Genomic DNA, 21501 nt, shown 5'->3' with positions numbered 1-21501 from the left:
CGGGATCTCTGTGACTAGGATCACCGCTTGGCGGCGGCATCCCCTCGCGAGATACGCCGTCCTGATTTTCGCGTTGGCGCTGGTCGGGATGGCATACACCGCCTTTGTTCAGGTGGGTAAGCCTGCTGACGCGGCCCTCGCGTCAGGCAGGGTCGACGACGTGGCCGAGGGCAAGGCCCTGTTCGAGCTGCACTGCTCCAGCTGCCACGGGCTCAACGCGCAGGGCATCAGCGGGAAGGCTCCCACGCTCATCGGCGTCGGGGCCGCGGCCGTCGACTTCCAGGTGAGCACGGGCCGCATGCCCGCGGCCGACTCCGGCGCCCAGGCGCCGCGCAAGCCGGAGCACAGCTGGGTCAACCCGGACTCGATCCGCAAGCTCGGTGCCTACGTGCAGTCGCTCGGCGGCGGTCCGCAGGTGCCCGGCAAGGAGCAGGTCGACGCCAAGCTCGGCGACGCGGGCAAGGGCGGTGAGCTGTTCCGCGCCAACTGCATCCAGTGCCACAACTGGGCCGGCGCGGGCGGCGCGCTGACGCAGGGTAAATACGCCCCCAACCTGAACCAGGCGTCTCCCACGCAGATCTACGAGGCCATGATCACCGGCCCGCAGGCGATGCCGGTCTTCAACGACTCGACGATCACGCCTGAAGAGAAGCGCAGCATGATCGCCTACATCACCAGTGTTCGCGAGCAGAAGGACCCGGGAGGTTTTGGCCTCGGGCGTATTGGCCCGGTCACCGAAGGTCTCGTAGCTTGGATAGCGGGCCTCAGCGCCCTCGCCCTCGCCGCCATCTGGATCACCGCGAAGAAGCGACAGAAGTCATGACAGACAACGAGCACGAGATCGAGCAGCCGGACGAGCGCGTTCCACGGCGCGTCATCGGCACCCCCGCACCGGGCACCTCGATGCTCGGCGCCCCCGAACGCGAGGACGTCGAGGTAGAGATCCCGGGCGTCACGCTGCAGGACGAGCAGAAGGCGCGCAAGGCCGAGAAGATCGTGGCGCTCTGCTTCACGATCACGTTCCTCGCGGCCATCGCGTTCATCATCTCGTACGTCTACTTCCAGGTCGGCAGTCCGGAGAGCACCGGCGTGTCCAACCTGGCGCTCGGCGGCACACTGACGATCGCGCTGCTGGGGCTGGCCTCCGGCATCGTGATCTGGGTCCGCATGATCATGCCGAAATACTCCCTGGTCCAGGAGCGCCACCCCATGGTCTCCGGCGAGGAGGAGCGGGGGGTCGTCGCCGAGACCTTCATTCAGGGCGCCAACGAGAGCGGGTTCGTCAAGCGCAAGCTGCTGCGCCGCACGCTGCTGCTCGCGGCCGCGCCGCTGGGCCTGCTCCCGGTGGTGCTGCTGCGCGACCTCGACAACTCCAAGATGCCCGGCGCCGCCTTCAACAAGACGCTGCGGCACACGGTCTGGGGTGAGAAGACCAAGGACGGCAAGCCGCGCAGGCTCGTCGTCGAGGGCACCGGCCAGCCGATCCGCGCGGCCGACTTCAACTCGCCGGGCGGCATCCTGTCGGTGGTGCCCGATGGCTACCAGCACGACCTGAACGCCCTGGCCAAGGCGACGCTGATCCTGATCAAGTTCCGCCCCGAAGAGATCAAGTCCGGGGTCAACCAGAACTGGACGCACGACGGCATCGTCGCCTACTCCAAGATCTGCACGCACGTGGGCTGCCCCGCGGCCCTCTACGAGCAGACCACCCACCACATCCTCTGCCCCTGCCACCAGTCGACCTTCGACGCCGCCGACGGAGCGAAGGTCATCTTCGGCCCGGCCGCCCGGCCGCTGCCGCAGCTGCCGATCACGGTCGACGGTGAGGGTTTCCTCGTCGCCAAGGGGGACTTCAACGTGCCGCCCGGTCCCAGCTACTGGGAGCGCGGCGACGCCGAAGCCGAGGCCAGGTCCAAGGGAGGCCAGGCATGAGCGAGCTGACCACCGTACCCAAGGCCATCGCGGGCCCGTCGAACTTCCTCGACGAGCGCCTCGGCGCGGGCAACTTCCTCAAGCGCAACTTTCGCAAGGTCTTCCCCGACCACTGGTCGTTCCTTCTGGGCGAGATCGCGCTCTACTCCTTCGTCATCCTGCTGCTGACCGGTACGTTCCTGACGTTCTGGTTCAAGCCGAGCATGGCGGAGATCGCCTACGACGGGTCGTACGCCCCGCTCAAGGGCGTCATGATGTCCCAGGCCTACGCGTCGTCGCTGGAGCTCAGCTTCGACGTCCGGGGTGGTCTGCTCATGCGGCAGATGCACCACTGGGCGGCCCTGATGTTCGTGGCCGGCATGATGGTGCACGCGCTGCGGGTGTTCTTCACCGGCGCCTACCGCAAGCCGCGCGAGCTCAACTGGCTGATCGGCGTCGGGCTGCTGACGCTGGCGCTCGCCGAGGGTCTGACCGGCTACTCCCTGCCTGACGACCTGCTGTCGGGCGCCGGTCTGCGGATCACCGAGGGTGTGGCGATCTCGCTGCCGCTGGTCGGCACGTACGTCACGTTCTTCCTGTTCGGCGGGGAATATCCGGGTGAGGATGTCATCTCCCGGTTCTACTCACTGCACATCCTGCTCATCCCGGGCATCATCCTGGCGCTCGTCTCCGCCCACATGGTGCTCATGTGGACGCAGAAGCACACCCAGATGCCCGGCAAGAACCGCAACAACCACAACGTGGTGGGAGCACCGTTCTACCCGGCCTTCATGGCCAAGGCGGGCGCGTACTTCCTGTTCACGTTCGCGGTGGTGGCGGGGTTGGCGACCTTCGCCCAGATCAACCCGATCTGGCTGTTCGGGCCCTACACGCCCGCTGACATTTCGGCCGGTTCGCAGCCCGACTTCTACATGGGCTTCCTCGAAGGCGCGCTGCGCATCATGGTGCCGTGGGAGATCAACCTGTTCGGCGCGTCCCATGCCGGGACACTGCCGCTCAGCGTCATCATCCCGGCGCTGGTGCCCATGGGCATCATCATGACGGGCCTGGCGCTCTATCCGTTCCTGGAACGCTGGGTCACGGGCGACAACCGTGAGCACCACATCGCCGACCGCCCGCGCAACAACCCGCACCGCACGGCGATCGGCATGACGGCCATCGTGTTCTACGGTGTGCTCTGGCTGCTCGGCGCCAACGACGAGATCTCGGCCAACTTCCACATCAGCCTGAACGTGACCACGTACGTGGGGCGGGTGCTGATCTTCGTACTGCCCGCGCTGGCGTACCTGATCACGTATCGCATCTGCCTCGGCCTGCAGCGCTACGACGCGGGTGTCGTCTCGCACGGCGTCGAGTCCGGTGTGATCAAGCGGCTGCCGCACGGCGAGTACATCGAGCTGCACACGCCGGCGGACGACGACATCGCCGCGCACGTCCAGGGCAAGGAGCCGGTGCTGATGCTGCCGGCCGCCCCTGACAGCGCGGGGATCCCGCCGAAGGGGATGCGTGGTCCGCTCGGCAAGCTGCGCGCCCGGATGTCCAAGGCGTACGGAGGGGAGAAGATTCCTCTCGACGACGGGCATGGGCATGAGCATGAGGAGGAGCACGCGGCGATCGGCGCTGGCGACGACCACTCCGTGACGCGGTAGTTTCTCTTCGGTTCGGGCCCGGACGGATCATCCGTCCGGGCCCGTTCTTTTGTCTTCAGGTGTCTTCAGGGCCGATGCCCTCTCGCGCGGGTGTCGTCTCGCACGGTGTCGAGTCCGGCGCGATCAAGCGGCTGCCGCACGGCGAGTAGATCGAACTGTACGCGGCGGGCGCGGTGGGTCGCACGCGGCGGGCACAGTGAGCGGTACACGGCGGGTGCGGTCAGCGGTGCATGGCGGGTGCGGTGAGGGGTTGCCGGAAGCCACGGTCTCACCGTCTCGTCACGGCGCCCAGCCCCGCACACCTCAGGACCGTATCCCTGGACAGGGCCCAGCCCCGCACGCGCATCGGGGCTCACCGTGCCGGCCGTAAAAAAGCCTGATTTCCCGCGGTGAGTGGAGCTAGTCGCTTTCGCCGAAGCCGATCGAGAACGCCGCGTCGAGATCGTGCTTGGAGTAGGTGCGGAAGGCGATGTGAGTCTCGGTGTGGAGCACGCCGGCCACCTTGTTGAGGCGCCCCGGGATCACCTCGGCGATCTGCTCGTAGGCGGCCACCCGGACCATCGCCAGCAGGTCGTATTCGCCGGTGATGGAGTAGACCTCGCTGACCCCCTCGATCTCGGCGATCGTCTGAGCGACCTCCGGGATCCGGTCTACCTCGGCGTTGATGTGGACGATAGCCGTGACCATGGGCCAACTCTAGCGGCCCTGATCGAGGCCGCGATAGGCGAGGTCGATGCGGGCCTTGTGGCGGGCGGCGCCGTGGGCGGGCAGGCTCCACTCGCCGTCGACCTCCACCAGGCGCACCCCCGGTGACTCCAGCCAGCGCAGGATGCACTCGGTCTCCTCGGCGCTGGCCGCGTGGACGGGCCCGGGGCCGGGGATGACGCTCTCGGCCATGGCCACGAGGGACTCGACGTAGGGGACGGGGTGGGCGCCGCGTGGCATGACGCCGGCTGCGCTGAGCCGGCCGTAGCGGATGACGTGGATGTCCCAGCCGCCGTCGAAGGCCGGGCTGGCGGCGACCAGCTGGGGGATGCGGGTGATGGCCGTGAGGCGCTGCATGCGGGCCGCGGCGCGGACGAAGGCCGCGAGACGGTCACGGTCGACGGAGGCCTCCTCGTAGCGCTGCTCGACCGAGAGGCGCTCCATGCGGGCCGACACCGCGGAGAAGACGGACGAGGCGTCGAGGGTCATGGCCCGGCGGGCGGCCTGGGCGTGCAGCGCGTAGTCGGTCTGGCTCTCCCTGCCCTCGCACGGCGCTCCGCAGCGGCCCATCTCGTAGAGGACGCAGGCCGCGCGGTGGGTGCGCAGGCTGATCGGCTGCGTGCACTGGCGCAGCGGCACCGCCTCGTGCAGGGCGATGCGGGCGTCGTCGGCCGAGCGGCTGCTGGAGAAGGGGCCGAGGTAGGCGGCGCCGTCGTCCTTGAGCTCGCGCACGATCGACAGCCGGGGGAACGGCTCGTCGGTCAGCTTGAGCCAGACGACCTTCTCCGGGAAGCGCGACCTGCGGTTGTAGCGGGGTTTGGCGCCGCCGATCAGGCGCAACTCGCGTACTTCGGCTTCGAGGGCGGTGGTGCAGACGATGTGGCGGACCCGCTCGGCGATGCCGATCATCTCGCGGATGCGCGGGCGGGTCTCGCCGGCGGTGAAGTAGGAGCGGACGCGGTTGCGGAGGTTGGTGCTCTTGCCGATGTAGAGGACCTCGCCGCGTTCGTCCTCGAAGAGGTAGACGCCGGGGGAGTGGGGCACCGACTCGGCCAGGTGGCGCTTGCGCTGCTGTTCGGGCGTGGGGGCGCGGACGAAGGACTTGAGCTCTTCGAGCGTGTGGACCTGGAAGGAGCCGGCCCGCTCGATCAGCCCGTGGAGCACGTGGACGGTGGCCTTGGCGTCTTCCAGAGCGCGGTGGCAGGGGTCGGTCGGGCTGCGGAAGAATCTGGCCAGCGTGGCGAGCTTGGCGTTGGGCGTCTCGTCACGAGTCAGCACGCGGCGGGCCAGGTCGACGGTGTCGACGACCGGGTTGGCCGGTGGGGGATAGCCGTGGGCCGCGCAGGCCGCCTTGACGAAACGGGTGTCGAAGCTCGCGTTGTGGGCGACCAGGGTCGTGCCGCGGATGAACTCGAGGAAGGCCGGCAGCACCGACTCGATGCGCGGCGCGGCCACCACCATGGCATCGGTGATGCCGGTCAGCACGGAGATGAACGGCGGGATCGGCCCGCCGGGATCGACCAGCGTGGAGAACTCGCCGAGCACCTCGCCCGCCCGCACCTTGACCGCGCCGATCTCGGTGATCATGTGATCGGCCGGGGAACCCCCGGTCGTCTCGAGGTCGAACACGACGAACGTGACGTCGCTCAGCGGAGTGCCGAGCTCGTCGAGAGTGCCTTGAACCGGATCCACGAACCAAGACCATAGAGAGGTAGACCGACAGTTATCAGTTTCGAACGAATAACTGTCTGGCTTGATCCTTAGTTACCCTTCCGTTTATGTCCGGGGGAAGACTCGCCAGCCGCTACTCACTGCTGCGGCCGCTCGGTAGCGGCGGCATGGGCAGGGTGTGGCTGGCCAGGGACGAGATGCTTGACCGCGAGGTGGCGGTCAAGGAGCTCACGCTGCCCGAGGGCCTGTCCGCCAAGGAGCGCGGCGACCTCGTGACTCGGGCCGTACGCGAGGCCCAGGCGACCGCCCGGCTGCGGCATCCGGGCATCGTGGCGCTGCACGACGTCATCGTCGAGCACGAGCGGCCGTGGCTGGTCATGGAGCTGCTGCGGGGCCGTACTCTCGCGGACGCGGTTCGGGAGCACGGGGCGATGCCGCAGGAGCAGGTCGCCGACATCGGGGCGCGCGTCATGGACGCGCTGTCCAACGCGCACGCGCAGGGGTTGCAGCATCGCGACGTCAAGCCGGGCAACGTCTTCCTCACCGACGGCGGCCGGGTGGTGCTCACCGACTTCGGCATCGCCCGGCAGGAGGGGCAGGCGACGCTGACCGAGCAGGGGCTGATGATCGGCTCGCCCGGCTTCATCGCGCCCGAGCGGCTGGAGGGTGAGCCGGGCGGCTCGGCCAGCGACATCTGGTCGCTCGGCGCCACGCTTTTCACGGCCGCCGCGGGCGGGCCGGCCTACGGCGGCTCGCCGGCCGAGCGGATCAGGGCGACGCTGACGCTGCCGCCGCCGGTCGTGCCCGGCCCGATCGGGCCGGTGCTCGCCGCCATGATGGCGCGCCATCCCGCCGCCCGCCTCGACGCGCGGGCCGCCGTGCACGCGCTCGGGGAGGTCGCGGCCGGGCGGACGGTCCGGCTCGCGACGCAGCACGATCTCACCGCGCCCGGCCGGGTGAAGCGCCGCGGTAAGGCGATCGTTTGGATCGCCGCCGCCGTGGCGGTGCTGCTGATCGCCGTCGGCGTCACCTACTTTGTGGTGAAAAATCAGGACAAGGTGCCAGAAGCCTTCAGCGTCCCCATGAACGTGTGCTCGCTCCTCGCCCAGGCCGAGATCGGCGAGCTGCTGAACACCCGGCAGCCGCCCAAGCCACAGCCCGGCTCCGACGAGGTGGGCCCCAAGTGCGGCTGGCCGGTTCAGGGCAGCGGCGTGGGGCTGCAGCTCCAGAAGGACTCCGACACCCCCGACCCCTGGTCGATGACTCCGGTGACGGCCCACACGCTGCTGGGCAACCAGCAGCGCTACTGGGCCAAGTACGACCAGGTCGACTGGACCTGGCCGGAGATCGGGGTGAAGAACTCACTCAAGGCCAAGCGCACGCCTGTCCACGCCCTCACCGGCGTCGGGGAGGAGGGCTTCGCCTTCGAACTCACCGGGCCATCGGGCCGGGTGCACTCCGCCCACGTCTACTACCGGCTGGCCAACCTGGTGGTGAGCGTCGAGTACACCACGCTCGCCACCAAGCCCACCGACGAGGACATCAGGCAGTCGGCGCTGAAGGCCGCGCGGGCCAGCGAGCGGGCGTTGCGCAGTGCAGGCTGACTTCTACCTCCTGGCCGGCCGTTACCGCCTGGTGGAGCGGCTCGGCGAAGGCGGCGCGGGCACCGTGTGGCGGGCGCTCGACCAGACGCTCGACCGGCAGGTCGCGGTCAAGCAGGTGCGGGTGCCGGCCGGGCTGACGCCGAGCCAGCGGGCCGAGTTCGCCGATCGGGCGATCCATGAGGCCAGGTCCGCGGGGCGGCTGCGCGATCCCGCCATCGTGCTCGTCCACGACGTGGTGCTCGACGGTGACCAGCCGTGGATCGTCATGGACCTGGTCGCCGGGCGCTCGCTGGACAAGGTCATCGTGGAGCGCGGCCCGCTGCCGCCGCAGGCCGTGGCCCGCATCGGGGCGCAGGTGCTGTCGGCGCTGCGGGTGGCGCACGCGCACGGCATCCTGCACCAGGACGTCAAGCCGGGCAACATCATGCTCGACGCCGACGGCTCGGCCATGCTCACCGACTTCGGCATCGCGACCCCGATGGGTGGCCGGGGCGATCGGCGGGGCACCGCGGGCTCGCCCGGCTACATGGCCCCCGAGCGGCTGAACGAGCATGCCGCCGGCCCCGCCTCCGACCTGTGGTCGCTCGGCGCGAGCCTCTACACCGCGGTGGAGGGCCGGCCGCCGTTCGAGCGTGCCCTGCCGGCCGCGGTGGCCGCCGCGGTGCTGCTGCACGACCCGCCGTTCCCGGCCAGGGCGGGGCGTGAGCTCGGCGGGCTGCTGATGGCCATGCTGGCCAAGGACCCCGAGACCCGGCCGTCGGCCGAGCAGATCGGCGAACGGTTGAGCGGCGTGCCCGCGCCTGGTGCTCGCTGGGGGCTCGGGTCCGCTTCCGGTGCTCGCCGGCGCCGATGGTGGCTCGTGCCCGCCGTGCTGGCCGCCGTCGCCGTGGTGGGGGTGGGCGGCTGGTACGGCGTGAGCGTACTGAACGGGCCGAAGGAGACGGGCAGCTACGCGGCGGCGCCCGACCCGTGCGGGCTGATCGGTGACGCAACGGCCGGGCAACTGCTGAAGGATCCCGGGCAGGCGTCGACGGGCGCGGTGCAGCGGCAGCGCACCAGGGCGGGTGAGTGCGTGTGGCAGGTGCGCGACGGCTCCCGGGTCGTCCGCTCGATCACCGTGCGGACCAGGGCCGAGCAGCCCGACGGCGACTACAGCGGCCCCGCCGTGGCCCGGCTGCGGTTCGACAGCGAGCGCGGCAGCCGCGCGGCGGCGAAGGGCACGGTCTTCCGCAAGACCGTCGGCCCCCTGGCCGACGTGCCGGGCGTGGGCGAGGCGGCGTTCGTCCAGGACGCCTACGAGCTCTACATGAACAGCACCGAATCCGGCCGATCGGACAGCACGCTGCTCTTCCGTACGAGTAACCTCGTGGGCGAGGTCATCCTGCGCCGCGAGGACGTTCCGCCGAGTTCCCCGGCCGACAGGAAGACGGCGATCGAGTCCGCCCGCGTGGTCTCCGCGGCGCTGCGCAACTGAAGCCCTTCGCAAGCATCTTGCAAGTGGTGTCACTAGCATGTTTCCCCGCAAGTCAGGGCAACCTCAGGAGTCCCTCGTGAATCCCGGTAGCGCGTTCGAGCCGCCGACCAACCCCTATCCGATCCAGGGCAGGCAGTTCGAGCAGCCGACCATGCCGCCCGGACCGCCCTGGGGGCCGCCCCCGCCTCCGCCTCCGCGCAGGCGGTCGTGGATCCTGCCCGTGGTGGCCGTCGCGGTGGTCGTGCTGATCGGGGGCGGCGCGGGCGCGTACATCGTGTACGGGAAGGTCGCCCGCTCCACGCCCTCGACCGGCGCCAAGCCGGTCAAGTCGCCCGTCTCGGCGGCGGCGCCGGCGCTCGACGTGTGCTCGATGCTGCCCAAGAGCGAGACCGAACGCCTCGTGCCTCAAGCGACGGTGTCCAAGGGCTCCAACGACTCCGACTACACGCTCAGCTTCACCTGCAACTGGGTCAACCGCCGCATCTCGTTCGGCGAATACTGGCGCAGCCGGGAGATCGACGTCCGTGTCGAGCAGCACCGCGGCGACGGCGCCAAGACCGGCCGGACCATGGCCCAGAACTCCTACGACATCGACTACGGCGGCGGCAAGTACGCCGAGACGGCCAAGCCCACACCGAAGAAGGGGGAGAAGGAGTACGTCTCCCCGGTCAAGGATGTGCCCGGCATCGGTGACGCCGCGTTCGCCCAATACACCTGGCGCCGTTCCGGCAAGCTGCTGTGGTACTCCTTCGGCGAGGCCCACGCCCGCGTCGACGACATGACGATCAGGGTCAAGTACCAAGCCGACCAGCAGCGCAAGGACGCGCAGATCCTCAGCAACGCGACCACCCAGTCGGTCACCGAGGCCAACGGGATCCGCGAGGCCGGCACCGTACTCGGGCACATCGCCAAGGGCGTCGCGGCCTGGAAGGCGCAGCACCCCAACGTGCTGGCCCAGCCGGACAAGGCCGCCGTCACCAGCACGCCCAAGCCCGAGGGGACGCCCTCGCCCACGAACCTCGCCATCTTCCCGGCCGCCTGCCAGGCCATGAAAGACCCGGTCAGCCGGCTGGTCCCCACTCCCACTCCGCGCGCCCGCGGCACCGAGGTGGGCAACGACGCGCAGACCGAGTGCCGGTGGCTGAACCTGGACATCCCCGTGGGCGCCGACGTCAAGCGGATCCGCAGCGCGCTGATCACCACGCACCGCTTCACCAACCGCGCCGGCGTCGAGGACGCGCCGGCCGCGCGTGCCTACTACACGGGGCAGCGCGGCAGCCGCGGCACCAACGCGGGCTCCACCATCGGCGGCATCTCATGGAGCGGGCTGACCGAGGTCAAGGGCCTGGGAGAGGCGGCCTTCAGCCAGTACGTACGGATCATGCACGGCGAGACGTTCGCCTCCACGGGCACGGTGCTGCTGCGGCAGGGGGCGACGGTGATCGTGGTGGACTACTCGGGCGCCGAGCGGCCCAAGGACGAGCCCGTCAACTCGCCCAAGGTCAAGCTGATGCCCGACAAGGAAGCGCGCGACGGGGCGCTGTCCCTGGCCAAGACGTACCTGGCCGAGCTGGCCAAGAAGCCGATCGGCAGCTGACCGGGCAGCGGGCGCGCCCAGCCTGACCCGACGGCGGGCGTCCGGCCTGACTGGGCGCTTGAGGCCGCCCAGCGGCCAGTGTCGCGCATCGCGAGCTCGCTCACGGTCACAGGCGTGACCGGCGTCGCGCCGGACCTCTGGGGGCCGCTCAGCTCTCCGCAGAGGCACGTGGCTCACACGGCATGTAGCTACCGTCGCGGATCGTCCACCCGGCCGGAGCTTGACGGCGACGGTTACAGCTCTGCAAGTGCGCTGCAAGTGCGGCAAATAGCGTGGGACCGCAAAGCAAATGAGCCGCGTGATCTAGCTTGTCCAATACAGGGGCATGGGCAAGCCGGGGGAGATCCGCGGCTCGCTGCTTTTCCCGGCGAGGAAGGGCTCCAGCAGGCCGGGTACGGCGCGTGCCGCCAGGTCGAGCCCCTCGCCCGTGCCGACGTCGACCACGTCGTAGTGCCCGTCTCCCGCCGCCGTCGTCGCCGAGAGCGTGAGCAGACCGGCGCGGCGCTGGAAGAACGACTGTTCGACCGTCCAGCCGACGATGCCGCTCCGGTCGAGCGCGACCGTACGCCGTGCGGCCGAGCCCTTCCTGGTGATCAGGTGGTGCGGGCCGAGCGCGTGGCCGAGCCCCCGGTAGGCGTCGGCAGCCAGCCAGAGGCCGGTCGGGAGCCCGATGATCAGCACGACCGCAGGCCAGATCCAGCCCGCCTGCCACGTCCAGAGGAGCGGCGGCACCCCGGCCAACGCGGCCAGCACCACGACGGTGACGACCGCGCGAACGAGGCGTCTGCGTCTGGCCGCCGCAGGATGCGCCACCAGCCCGGCTCGCCATGGGCCCACCGCGGTCGACGTCGCGGCCTGCCCCGGCTCCGCCCGCGAGGCCCCCGCTCCGGGCCGTCCCAGGCCCATGACGCGTTCGGCGATCTGTTCGGCCAGTGCGCGGGGGAGTGGTGGGGTGAGCGCGGCCACGTCTTCCGTCTCGTTCTCGGCCGCCTTGCGCAGCCCGGTGGCGACGGCCTTGACCCGTGCTCCGCCGCCCAGCCGCAGCAGCAGCGGCTCGCTGATCTCCACGCCGCGCAGCCGCCGCTCCTCCAGCGTCAGCGACCGGCTGGTCAGCAGCCCGCGCCGCAGCCGCAGCCGCCCCGGCTCGCGCTCCAGCCGGTAGCGTCCCCACGACTCGGCGAACAGCAGCAGCGCGCCCGCCACCCCGATCACCACGTTGGCGGCCACGAGCAGTGGCACCGCCAGCCACGGCTGCCCGGTGACCCAGTCCCAGGCGCCCGTCGCCGTCCCGGTGGTGAACAGGTTCACGCCGAACGCGTCGAGCAGCTTGTAGAGCGCCCCCAGCACCAGCGCGCCGCCAGCGAACGACCACACCGACAGCGGCGCGTACCTGATCCAGGCCCACCGCAGCTCCGCCACCGCGCCGTCGTCGGCGAGCGGGACATCGCCGGTCCGCAGCAGGGTACGGCGCAGCTCCTCGGCCTCCCATCTGGGCAGCGGGTCCAGGGTGAGCTCGGTCCCCTCGCCCGGGTGCTCTCCGGTGCCGACCTTGACGACGGTCAGCCCGAACACCCGCCGTACCGGATCCGCCGTGAGGTCGACGCTGCGCACGCGGTCGCGCGGGATCGAGCGGTGCTGCCGTACGGCGATGCCCGAGCGCAGTTCCAGGCGCTCCGTGGTGAGCCGCCACCGGGTTGAGCGGAGCCGCGCCCCGTCGTACGCCAGGACCCCGGCCACGATCAGCACCGCCGCGCCCGCGCCCGCCGCGACCGTGGCGCCCAGTGACCAGTCGAGCCCGATCAGCGTGCGCACCAGGACGGTCACCGCGGGCACCACGATGGCCAGCGACAGCACCGCCGACGCGCCCAGGCTCCGTGAGGAGAGTTTCCGCCAGCTCACGTCGCGTCTCCCGGCGTCGCCTGGGTGATCGCGGTGAGCCGCCGCGCCAGCTCGGCCGCCAGCTCGTGGTCCAGCGCCTCGATCTTGATCGCGCCCGCCGCCGAGCCCGTGGTCACCGTGACGTCCGCCAGCCCGAACAGCCGCTGCACCGGCCCCCGCGCGGTGTCGACGGTCTGGATGCGCGACATCGGCGCGACCCGCCAGGTGTGGGTCAGCCAGCCCTTGCGCGTGTAGACGGCCTCGCCGGTGACCTCCCAGCGCTCCACCCGGTAGTACGCGCGTGGCGCGGCCACCGCCAGCAGCAGGCAGGCCGCCGCGAAGACGGCCGTCACGATCCCCGGCCAGACGGACCGGTCGGTGAACAGCCAGTAGGCCGCCACCGAGGCGGCGGAAACCGGCACGGCCAGGATCATCGCCTGGACCGTCCACCAGGAGATCGCCCGCCTGTCGGCCTGGTTGCGCGGCGGACGCAGCGTGGTCGTGCTCACGTCTGGCTCGCGCGGTCGCGCGGCGGTGCTCACGTCAGGTTCTCCGTCTTGCGCATCGACGCCGACGCCGCGAGCAGCACCAGCCCGAGCACGCCGATCACGATGGCGGCGAAGATCTCGCGGCCGTGGAGGAACGGCAGGATGTTGACCAGCAGCAGGTCGTGGGCCCACCGCCACCAGCCCAGCAGGGTGTTGACCACGCCGCCGACGCCCTGCGCCACCAGCAGCCAGCCCAACAGGTCCAATATCACCTTCATGCCATCCAGCGTTCCGCGCCCGCGATGCCCGCCGCGTCGGCCGTAGGTCTCGGCGACCATCGACTTTGGTCGCTGTCCTTGAGCCCGGGCAGGCTCTAACCTCGTGGAACGTGACGGAATACCGGTGGCTGCTGCCCTCAGTCCTGCTGGGGGACGGCGTCGAGCGGCGTCCGGTGCGGCGCTCGACCCGCGACTGGATCGTCGACGTCCTGATGTTCCTGGCCGCTTGCGGGCTGGCTCTGCTGAGCATGCCGGACCTGGAGGGGCAGCCGACGCCCGTGGTGGCGATCGAGCAGGTGGTCGGCGCGCTGGCCTGCGCGGCGGTGTGGTTGCGCCGCAGGTGGCCGGTCGGGCTGGCGCTGGTGACCACGGTGCTGTCGATCTATCTGACGCTGGTGGGCGGGCCCGCGGTCGTCGCCCTGTTCACCGTGGCGGTGCACCGGCCGTTCAAGATCTCCGGGCCGGTCGCACTGCTCGGCATCCTGACGCTGATCCCGTTCTCCATGCTCAGGCCCGACAAGGAGCTGGGCCTGCTGGGGCAGAACGTCTTCGGGGCGGCCATCGTGCTGACCGTGTTCGCCTGGGGCATCGTGGTCCGGGCCAGGCGGCAGCTCGTCTGGTCGCTCAGGCAGCGCGCCGACAGCGCGGCGGAGGAGGCCAAGCGGCTCGAACGCGAGCGGATCGCCAGGGAGATGCACGACGTGCTCGCGCACCGCATCTCCATGCTCAGCCTGCACGCGGGCGCGCTGGAGTTCCGGCCGGACGCACCCGCGGAGGAGATCGCCAGGGCCGCCGGGGCGATCAGGAACAGCGCCCACCACGCGCTGCAGGACCTGCGCGAGGTGATCGGCGTGCTGCGCCATTCGGCGCCCGCGGCCGGCGACCCCGTCCCCGACCGCCCGCAGCCCACGCTGGCCGACCTGCCCCCGCTGATCGAGGAGTGCCATGAGGCGGGCATGGAGGTGGACTTCGCGCTCGACGCCGGTGACACGCCGGAAGGACTGGGCCGCAACGTCTACCGCATCGTCCAGGAGGCACTCACGAACGCGCGCAAGCACGCGAGCGGCGCTCCCGTGACGGTCACCGTCGCCGGTGCTCCGGGGGCGGGCCTGACGGCCGAGGTCCGCAACCCGCTCCGGGTACGCCAGAGCACGCGCATCCCCGGAGCCGGCGCCGGGCTCATCGGCCTGACCGAGCGGGCCCAGCTCGCGGGCGGGCGACTCGAACACGGCGCGACCCGCGAAGGCGACTTCCTGGTGCGCGCCTGGTTACCTTGGCCGGTGGAGACTTCCCAGGAGGACGCATGACCGCGCCGATCCGCGTGCTGATCGTCGACGATGACGCCCTGGTGCGAGCCGGACTGTCGATGATCCTCGGCGGGACGGGCGACATCGAGATCGTGGCCGAGGCGGGCGACGGCTCCGAGGTGCCGCCGCTGATCGCCGCGCACCGGCCCGACGTGGTGCTGATGGACATCCGGATGCCCGACGTCGACGGGCTCACCGCGACGGAGGCCCTGCGCGCCGCCGAGTCGCCGCCCGAGGTGGTGGTGCTGACCACCTTCCATGCCGACGCCCAGGTGGTGCGGGCGCTGCGCGCGGGGGCGGCGGGGTTCCTGCTGAAGGACATTCCGCCGCGCGAGCTGGTCGAGGCGATCCGGAAGGTGGCGGCCGGCGAGCCGATCCTGTCGCCCGCTGTGACCCGCCAGCTCATCACGCACGTCTCCGAGGACGGCGGCGGCGCGGGCCGGCGTACGGACAGGGCCCGTGACCTGCTGGCCAAGCTCAGTGAGCGCGAGCGCGACGTGGCGCTGGCGGTCGGCCAGGGGAAGTCGAACGCCGCCATCGGCCGCGAGCTCTACATGAGCGTGGCCACGGTGAAGGCGCACGTCTCGCGGATCCTCACCAAGCTGGACCTCAACAACCGGGTGCAGATCGCGCTCACGGTGTACGACGCCAGCCTTTGAGCATCCGCTCGATCGTGGCCCGGTGCAGCACCAGGTCGTCGGGGTCGTCCGGCATGGGCAGCTCGCCGAAGTGGATCCGGCGCTGCCACACCCTGGCCATGATGGCCCCGTGCCGCAGCGCCGCGTACATCTCGTAGAACTCCATGTCCTGCACCTGATAGCCCGTCAGCTCCCGATATTTCCCGCAAACGTCGTCGCGTCGCATGAAGTCGGGAATTCCGGGCATGCCGATGGCCTCGGTAATGTCCTGGAAGAAACGGTGCAGGAAGATCATCCACGCCAGATCGAGCTCGCGCGGCCCCACCGCGGCCATCTCCCAGTCGAACACCGCCACCGGCCTGAAGTCGCGATACATCACGTTCCCGATGCGGGCGTCGCCCCAGCAGAGCACGTCGGGCCCAGGGTCGCGCGGCCAGTGCGCCTCCAGCCAGTCGAAGCCCCGCTCCAGCAGCGGGATCCGCATCCCGCCGTGCGCCCACTCGTAATAGGCGCGCTGCCCGTCCACGTGGCGGCGCAGCCCGCCCTCCGGGAGTACGGCCAGGTCCCGCTCGGTGAACGGCGCGTCGTGCAGCGCGGCCACGATCGCCACTGTCGCGTCCTGCAGCCGACGCCGATCATGCGGCGCCGCGTCGAGCATCCAGCCCTCGAAGGTGTACGGCAGGACGTCGGGCGGTACGTCACCATCCTCCCGTTCCATGATGAAAAAGGGAGTGCCCAGCGGGCCGGGGTCGGGCTCGAACCAGAGGGCTTTGGGTGCTGGAATTCCAGCTTTCTCCCTGGCCGAGCGCATGATCTCGAACTGGGCCCGCAGATCATAGGAAGGGAAGACGGGCACCGCTTCCTGGGCGGGCGCCATCCTGGCCACGCACCGGACGCGCTCTCCGGGCCAGGACGCGGTGAAGAAGAGCGTTTCGCTGGACATGCCGTTCTCCATGGGCCTCGACAGCTCGGACACCGTCACCGACCGGTCAACTCGCCCGCTGAGCCAGATTCCCAGCCGATCGTGCAGTTCCTCCAGGTCACGGGTGGAGGTGCGCATCTCGTCCGTCACGGTGGGCCTCCTGGATGAACACCGGGTGAACGCGGGTCCCGGCCCAGTCGTATACCCCTAGCAAGCGCTTGTCCATATGAAACCTGCCGTTACGGTCAGGTACACGACAGCCGTACCCTTGTCTGAAAGGGCATGTCACGAAGGGACCGTGGGATGAGTTCAGCGGGTGAAGGTCTGTCTCGCCCGCTTCCCGAGCAGGTGAGACTCAACGTCGTCGATCTGGCGGCGCAGGTCCTCGGGTCCATGCCCGCTGCCACGATTCCGCCGCCGCTGCGCGGCATCGCCAAGTTCGACCCGCGCAAGCGCGCCAAACTGGGCAGCGCGCCCATCGCCGCCCAGCTGGAGAACGACAAAGAGTTCCGCGAGGTGGTCGCCGAGTCGGTGGCCGCCGGATGGCCCGAGCTCGTCGCTTCGCTGATCGAGGGCAACGTGCCACCCGCCGCCGACCCCGTGCTGGTGGCCGCCGCGGCCTATCTGACGCGACCCGTCGGCTGGGCGGAGATGGTCGAGGCCGCCCGGGTCGATCTCGAGCAGTCGGCGGTCGCGGCCGAGGGGACCGAGCGCGAAGAGGTGGTGACCCGGCTGCGCGAGCAGCTCGCCGCCCAGAAGAGCGCCGCCAAGGACGAGTCCGACCGGCTTCGCGAGCAGCTCAGGGCGGCCCGCGCCGAGAACTCCGACCTGCGCCGCAAGCTCCACGAGGCCCGCGAGCGGAGCAAGGCGGCCGTGCGCCGCGCCGAGGAGATGGAGCACGCGGCCGACGACGCCAAGTCCGCCGCCACGGCCGCGGGCAGCGCGGGCGAGTCCGAGCTGCGCCGGCTCCGCGAGCGGCTGGCCGATGTGGAGAAGCAGCTCGAAGCCTCGCGCCGGGCCGCGCGTGAGGGCAGGAGCATCGAGGACGCCCGCGTCAGGGTGCTGCTCGACGCGCTCCAGGACGCCTCCGCCGGGCTGCGCAGGGAGCTGGCCCTGCCCACCGTGATCAGCAGGCCCGCCGACTCGGTGGCCGCGCTCACGGGCGAGCGCCCCGGCGTCAGGGGCGTGCCCGCCCGCGCGCTGGCCGACGACGACCCGCAGCTGCTCGACCAGCTGCTCGCGCTGCCGCAGGTGCACCTGATCATCGACGGCTACAACGTGACCAAGACCGGCTACGGCACGCTGACCCTGGCCGACCAGCGCAACCGGCTGATGACCGGCCTCGGCGGGCTGGTCGCGCAGACCAGGGTCGAGGTGACCGTGGTCTTCGACGGCGCCGAGCTCAACGCACCCGTCCAGGTGGTGGCGCCGCGCGGCGTGCGGGTGCTCTTCAGCGCGCCCGGCGAGATCGCCGACGACCTGATCCGCCAGCTCGTCCGCGCCGAGCCGCCCGGCCGGGCCATGGCGGTGGTCTCCTCCGACCGCGAGGTGGCCGAGTCCGTCAGGCGCATGGGAGCCAGACCGGTTCCGTCGGCTCTGCTGCTGCGCAGGCTGGGCCGCGCGTAGATTACGAATCGGTTGTTAGGGTGAAAGCACACCCGCCACTTCTGTACCATTTCGCCCCAGATATATTCCCCTGGAGGCGACACTGTGAGGTTTGGCCGGGCGCCACTGGCCGCGGGACTCGCGATCGGGCTGCTGCTTTTCCCCACAAGCGAGGCACTCGCCGCGCCGAAGCCCACGATCAAACAGGCGAAAGCCAAGCTCAAGAAGCTGAACGACCAGGCCGACAAGGTCGTCGACCGCTACAACACGGCGACCGAGAAGTACAAGGCGGCCCAAGGCGAGTACGGCAAGCTGAACGCCAGCTACAAGCGCAAGCTGGAGACGGTCGCCACGCTGCGCGCCCAGGTCATCGACATGGCCGTCGACACCTACACGCGCGGCCCCGACTCCACCTCCTGGCCCACGATGATCGGCCAGCCGGATCCCACGGGCCTGCTGGGCAGCATGGCGCTCGCGGGGCAGCTGTCGGAGGAGAAGGTGGCGCGGCTGGCGGCCTTCGATCGCGAGAACCGCGGGCTCAAGGACGAACGCGACAAGGCCGAGGCGGCGCTGCAGGTGGCCGACAAGGAGCGCGACGGGGTCGAGAAGGAGCGCTCGGAGGTCCGCGAGCTGATCGCGAAGCAGAAGAAGCTGCTGGAGAAGCTCGGCGCCTACAAGACCGGTGACCCCAACAGCACCGGCATCAAGTACACCGGCTCGGCCTCCGGCAACGCGGCCGCGGTGCTCAGGTTCGCCTACGCGCAGGTGGGCAAGCCGTACGTGTTCGGCGGCACGGGACCGCGCGGGTGGGACTGCTCGGGCCTCACGCAGGCGTCGTGGCGCGCTGGGGGCGTGTCGCTGCCCCGGACCACGTGGCAGCAGTGGGCCTGGGGCTCGGCCCGCAAGGTGGATCTGAAGGACCTGCAGCCGGGCGACCTGATCTTCAGCTCGGGTCTTGGGCATGTCAGCATTTATGCGGGCAACGGGCAGATCGTGCACGCTCCCCAGACCGGCGACGTGGTCAAGGTGGTCACCCTCTCCTCCTACGGTGGCACCCTGGTGGGAGCTATCCGCCCGTAGGTTGTTCTGGCGGAAAAGCACTGATTTTCTGTACGGCAAGCACGGTGGGCCCCACCCGCCGTCCGTGGCTGGGCTCTGTCCAGGGACACGCTCCTCCGGTGGGGCGCGCTGGGCGCCGTGACGTGCGTCCTCTTGACCCGGTCCGTGGCTTCAGGCGGCCATGGACCGGATGGTCCGCCGATGGACGCTTGGCGGTCCACGTGGGGCTTACCGGCTTGCCGGCCAACGGACCTCGCCCGGGTGGCCAACGGACCCCGGCCGGGTGGTCAACCGGCCCCGATTTGCTGGTCACCGGACCTCGGCGCGCAGGCCGATGCCGCTGGCGCCGGGTCGGCTGAACGCTGCTCGAACGCTTTCGGCGGGTGACGACGATCACTGATCTCGGCCCGTCCGCGATCCTCGCGTTGCCCACTTCCGCGCATTAGTCGGCACCATTCACTGCCTTGCGCGTTGCTGGCGGGACCAGTGTGACAAGAGTGACAAATGGGACCTGACAGATCACTGTGTCGTCAAGTGTGAGAAGGGTCACATTTGAATAACATAACCCGGCGCTCCAGCTGCGGTTGGGGACTTTACTGACACCTCTGAGTGATCCTGACAACCCCATGACGGCTTTGCCAGCTCGTTACTCAAGGGCGTAGCTTCTGGCGTCGCGGCGAACAAGCCATGGCGTCGCGACTCTCCATCGGGTCCCCGATGTGGACAGATAAGAAATCCGTTAGGTCACCGCCTTTCCACATGTCATTACGTGGCGGTGGCCTGCCGAGTCCGTGCAGCCAGGAGGCACGGAGCCGGGGACCCAGCGATCCCGCCCAGGGATCAGGGGTGAATCGGCGCGTATTGCGCCGTAGGGCGACTTCCAGGCCCGAATCCGTCAGCTAACCCGGTAGGCGTTCGTGGAAGCTCCAAGGAGAAATCCTGTCTACCTCCCCCAGTAACCCCCGTCTGTCCCGCATTGCCCTGAGTGGCGCAGCGCTCACGATGACCGTGACGGCCGGAGGTTTGGTCCTCCCTGCCCCGACGGCGCAGGCGGCGACAACGCGTGATGCGGCCGAAGTTTCCGGGACCAATACAGCGGCGAAAGCCGTCAGGTCCGTGAAGCAGGTCGCGCAACAGACAGCGGTCGCTCGGCAAAAGGTGAAGGCCCGTACGGCCGTCGCCGTGGCCGAGGACCAGATCGGTGACCCGTACAGTTTCGGGGCCACAGGACCTGGTTCCTTCGACTGCTCCGGTCTCGTCCAGTACGCCTGGAAGAAGGCCGGCGTCAAGATCCCGCGCGTGACGAACAGCCAGTTCGCCCGCATCAAGAAGAAGGTCTCCTGGAAGAATCTGAAGCCAGGTGACCTGATGTTCTTCCATGGGCTCGGCCATGTGGGCATGTATGTCGGCAACGGCAAGATGGTCCATTCGCCGAGGACGGGTTCGACGGTGCGCGTCGAGAAGCTCAACGGATGGCGCAAGGCGTCGTTCGTGGGCGCGGTGCGTCCCGGCCTGTAAGTCCGGCCTGATCTGGCCTGCAAGACCGTCACGAAGGTCCCGTCCCAGCTGGGACGGGACCTTCGCGTGTTCCGGGCCTTCCGCGACGACGTGCCGACGCTTTCCGCGACGACGTGCCGGGTCTCTCCGCGACGACGAGCCAACGCTTTGCGCGACGAGGAGCCGGGTCTCTCCGCGACGGTCGGTTCGCGGCGCGGGGCGACTACGATCGGGGAACGTGTCCGTGCAGGTGAGCCGCCGAGTCTTGGGGGTGGGGGTGCTGCTCCTGGCCCTCGCCTCGGCCAGCGCCGCTCCGCACCGGTCTCCGGGGACGGACGGCCTCTCGGCAGCGGTTCGCGGCCTGCCGTCCGGTGGCCCCCATCAGTCTGTGACGGATCGCGATCTTCCCTCCGGTAGCCCCGATCAGTCCGCGACCGGCCACAACCCTGCGGCCGGTGATCGTGAGCTTCCGGCGGAGGCGCGGGGACTCTGGGGGGACGGCTCCGAGGTCGTACGAGGTGTGCGTTCGGTTGTCGTCAGCCAGCGTGCGGCGCCCGAGTCGCTTCGTGATCTGGCGCGCCGGGCCGATGCCGCCGGGTCGCGGGTCTCCGCTGTGCTCGGACGCCCCGTACGACCCGTGGTGCTCGTGCCCGGTTCGGCGGCCGAGGCTGCTCGGGTGGCCGGGGTGGGGAGTGTCGACGGGTTGGCGGCGGTGGCCGATGGCGGGAGAGTGGTCGTGGTGCCCGAGAACTTCGCCCGGCTGACCCCCACCGGGCGGGACATCGTGCTCACCCACGAGCTTACCCACGTCGCGGCCGGGACGAAGCGGTTGCCGGTGTGGCTCTATGAGGGGTTCGCCGACTACGTGGGCTACCGGGACGCGGGGTTGCCGGTCCGGGTGGCCGCCGCCGAGTTGGCCGCCGAGGTGCGGGCCGGGCACTTGCCGGGCGAATTGCCGGGGTCTGCGGCATTCGCTCCGTCCAGCCGGGAGCCCGCACGCCTGGCACGGGCCTACCAGGAGGCGTGGCTGGCGTGTCGCTTCATCGCCGAGCGGTTCGGTGAGGGGACTCTGGTGAGGCTCTACCGTGATGCCCAGACGGGTGGCATCGACCGGGGGCTCACCAGGCTCGGGCTCTCGGCAGGGACGCTGACGGCACGGTGGCGTGACTACGTGCGGGACCAGCTTGCGTAAGGGGA

At 70.2% G+C, this 21501-nt stretch carries 18 protein-coding genes and 1 riboswitch; of the genes, 12 read left to right on the top strand and 6 right to left on the bottom strand.

The window, feature by feature from the left end:
• Nucleotides 1-10 precede the first annotated feature (10 nt).
• From AB0L53_RS03135 to AB0L53_RS03125, 3 genes are read left to right on the top strand one after another with little or no spacing between them, the layout of a single operon-like run.
• Nucleotides 11-823 (top strand): c-type cytochrome, encoded by an 813-nt coding sequence (locus tag AB0L53_RS03135; RefSeq protein ID WP_363989472.1) that lies wholly within the window; start codon nt 11-13, stop codon nt 821-823.
• Nucleotides 820-1932 (top strand): Rieske 2Fe-2S domain-containing protein, encoded by a 1113-nt coding sequence (locus AB0L53_RS03130; protein WP_363989469.1) that lies wholly within the window; start codon nt 820-822, stop codon nt 1930-1932. Before AB0L53_RS03135 ends, AB0L53_RS03130 begins: the two co-directional genes overlap by 4 nt.
• The gene (locus AB0L53_RS03125; RefSeq protein WP_363989466.1) at nt 1929-3581 is read left to right on the top strand and encodes a ubiquinol-cytochrome c reductase cytochrome b subunit; all 1653 of its coding nucleotides are present in this window, start codon (nt 1929-1931) and stop codon (nt 3579-3581) included. Before AB0L53_RS03130 ends, AB0L53_RS03125 begins: the two co-directional genes overlap by 4 nt.
• A 399-nt stretch (nt 3582-3980) precedes the next feature.
• Here the strand turns inward: AB0L53_RS03125 and AB0L53_RS03120 are convergent, their stop codons facing one another.
• Together AB0L53_RS03120 and AB0L53_RS03115 are read right to left on the bottom strand one after the other, a co-directional pair.
• The gene (locus AB0L53_RS03120; protein ID WP_225298448.1) at nt 3981-4268 is read right to left on the bottom strand and encodes an Lrp/AsnC ligand binding domain-containing protein; all 288 of its coding nucleotides are present in this window, start codon (nt 4266-4268) and stop codon (nt 3981-3983) included.
• Between the two features lie 9 nt (nt 4269-4277).
• Entirely contained in the window at nt 4278-5978 is a 1701-nt protein-coding gene (locus tag AB0L53_RS03115) for a DEDD exonuclease domain-containing protein (protein ID WP_363989463.1), read from the bottom strand.
• 86 nt (nt 5979-6064) lie between these two features.
• On the opposite strand from AB0L53_RS03115, the gene AB0L53_RS03110 reads away from it, so the two are divergent.
• The 3 genes from AB0L53_RS03110 to AB0L53_RS03100 all read left to right on the top strand — a co-directional run bounded on the left by AB0L53_RS03110 (nt 6065) and on the right by AB0L53_RS03100 (nt 10632).
• On the top strand, nt 6065-7561 hold the full coding sequence (locus AB0L53_RS03110; protein ID WP_363989460.1) for a serine/threonine-protein kinase: 1497 nt from the start codon (nt 6065-6067) through the stop codon (nt 7559-7561).
• Complete coding sequence (locus AB0L53_RS03105; protein WP_363989458.1) at nt 7551-9035, top strand: serine/threonine-protein kinase; 1485 nt, start codon at nt 7551-7553, stop codon at nt 9033-9035. Before AB0L53_RS03110 ends, AB0L53_RS03105 begins: the two co-directional genes overlap by 11 nt.
• Nucleotides 9036-9111: 76 nt before the next feature.
• A complete protein-coding gene (locus AB0L53_RS03100; RefSeq protein WP_363989455.1) occupies nt 9112-10632 on the top strand; it encodes a hypothetical protein in 1521 nt (506 codons plus the stop codon).
• A 303-nt stretch (nt 10633-10935) separates the two neighbouring features.
• Here the strand turns inward: AB0L53_RS03100 and AB0L53_RS03095 are convergent, their stop codons facing one another.
• Genes AB0L53_RS03095 through AB0L53_RS03085 form a run of 3 tightly spaced genes read right to left on the bottom strand, consistent with a single transcriptional unit; the run spans nt 10936 to nt 13276 of the window.
• Nucleotides 10936-12531 (bottom strand): PH domain-containing protein, encoded by a 1596-nt coding sequence (locus AB0L53_RS03095; protein ID WP_363989452.1) that lies wholly within the window; start codon nt 12529-12531, stop codon nt 10936-10938.
• Nucleotides 12528-13052, bottom strand: coding sequence for a PH domain-containing protein (locus AB0L53_RS03090; protein WP_363989449.1), 525 nt, complete (start codon nt 13050-13052; stop codon nt 12528-12530). Before AB0L53_RS03090 ends, AB0L53_RS03095 begins: the two co-directional genes overlap by 4 nt.
• On the bottom strand, nt 13049-13276 hold the full coding sequence (locus tag AB0L53_RS03085) for a hypothetical protein (RefSeq protein WP_363989446.1): 228 nt from the start codon (nt 13274-13276) through the stop codon (nt 13049-13051). Before AB0L53_RS03085 ends, AB0L53_RS03090 begins: the two co-directional genes overlap by 4 nt.
• A gap of 110 nt (nt 13277-13386) precedes the next feature.
• Between AB0L53_RS03085 and AB0L53_RS03080 the strand changes: the two genes are divergently transcribed.
• Nucleotides 13387-14583 (top strand): histidine kinase, encoded by a 1197-nt coding sequence (locus AB0L53_RS03080; protein ID WP_363989443.1) that lies wholly within the window; start codon nt 13387-13389, stop codon nt 14581-14583.
• Nucleotides 14580-15242 (top strand): response regulator transcription factor, encoded by a 663-nt coding sequence (locus AB0L53_RS03075; RefSeq protein ID WP_363989439.1) that lies wholly within the window; start codon nt 14580-14582, stop codon nt 15240-15242. The genes AB0L53_RS03080 and AB0L53_RS03075 overlap by 4 nt, the downstream gene beginning before the upstream one ends.
• On the opposite strand, the gene AB0L53_RS03070 is transcribed toward AB0L53_RS03075, so the two are convergent.
• Nucleotides 15217-16293: a phosphotransferase family protein gene (locus tag AB0L53_RS03070; RefSeq protein ID WP_363989437.1), complete on the bottom strand. Its 1077-nt coding sequence runs from the start codon at nt 16291-16293 to the stop codon at nt 15217-15219. The two genes, AB0L53_RS03075 and AB0L53_RS03070, sit on opposite strands and share 26 nt — an antisense overlap.
• Nucleotides 16294-16446: 153 nt before the next feature.
• Between AB0L53_RS03070 and AB0L53_RS03065 the strand changes: the two genes are divergently transcribed.
• The 4 genes from AB0L53_RS03065 (at nt 16447) to AB0L53_RS03050 (ending at nt 21496) form a co-directional block, all read left to right on the top strand.
• Complete coding sequence (locus tag AB0L53_RS03065) at nt 16447-17769, top strand: NYN domain-containing protein (RefSeq protein ID WP_363989434.1); 1323 nt, start codon at nt 16447-16449, stop codon at nt 17767-17769.
• An 84-nt stretch (nt 17770-17853) separates the two neighbouring features.
• Nucleotides 17854-18828: an NlpC/P60 family protein gene (locus AB0L53_RS03060; RefSeq protein ID WP_363989431.1), complete on the top strand. Its 975-nt coding sequence runs from the start codon at nt 17854-17856 to the stop codon at nt 18826-18828.
• Between the two features lie 750 nt (nt 18829-19578).
• A riboswitch (cyclic di-AMP (ydaO/yuaA leader) is annotated at nt 19579-19736 on the top strand.
• A 73-nt stretch (nt 19737-19809) separates the two neighbouring features.
• A complete protein-coding gene (locus AB0L53_RS03055) occupies nt 19810-20325 on the top strand; it encodes a C40 family peptidase (protein WP_363989428.1) in 516 nt (171 codons plus the stop codon).
• Nucleotides 20326-20824: 499 nt separating this feature from the next.
• Nucleotides 20825-21496 carry a hypothetical protein gene (locus tag AB0L53_RS03050; protein WP_363989425.1) on the top strand — a complete coding sequence of 224 codons (672 nt, stop codon included), beginning with the start codon at nt 20825-20827 and terminating at the stop codon, nt 21494-21496.
• Nucleotides 21497-21501: the final 5 nt, after the last annotated feature.

Origin of the sequence: Nonomuraea sp. NPDC052129 (assembly GCF_040680095.1) — a bacterium.
In the GTDB taxonomy this organism is placed as follows: Bacteria; Actinomycetota; Actinomycetes; order Streptosporangiales; family Streptosporangiaceae; genus Nonomuraea.
The sequence above is the reverse complement of the archived record's forward strand: the minus strand, read 5'-3'. Positions and strand labels throughout refer to the sequence as shown.

Excerpts from the sequence above, each read along its gene's own strand:
- AB0L53_RS03130 (WP_363989469.1), top strand. The coding sequence starts at position 820 with ATGACAGACAACGAGCACGAGATCGAGCAGCCGGACGAGCGCGTTCCA.
- AB0L53_RS03125 (WP_363989466.1), top strand. The coding sequence starts at position 1,929 with ATGAGCGAGCTGACCACCGTACCCAAGGCCATCGCGGGCCCGTCGAAC.
- AB0L53_RS03120 (WP_225298448.1), bottom strand. The coding sequence starts at position 4,268 with ATGGTCACGGCTATCGTCCACATCAACGCCGAGGTAGACCGGATCCCG.
- AB0L53_RS03110 (WP_363989460.1), top strand. The coding sequence starts at position 6,065 with ATGTCCGGGGGAAGACTCGCCAGCCGCTACTCACTGCTGCGGCCGCTC.
- AB0L53_RS03085 (WP_363989446.1), bottom strand. The coding sequence starts at position 13,276 with ATGAAGGTGATATTGGACCTGTTGGGCTGGCTGCTGGTGGCGCAGGGC.
- AB0L53_RS03075 (WP_363989439.1), top strand. The coding sequence starts at position 14,580 with ATGACCGCGCCGATCCGCGTGCTGATCGTCGACGATGACGCCCTGGTG.
- AB0L53_RS03065 (WP_363989434.1), top strand. The coding sequence starts at position 16,447 with ATGAGTTCAGCGGGTGAAGGTCTGTCTCGCCCGCTTCCCGAGCAGGTG.
- AB0L53_RS03055 (WP_363989428.1), top strand. The coding sequence starts at position 19,810 with ATGACCGTGACGGCCGGAGGTTTGGTCCTCCCTGCCCCGACGGCGCAG.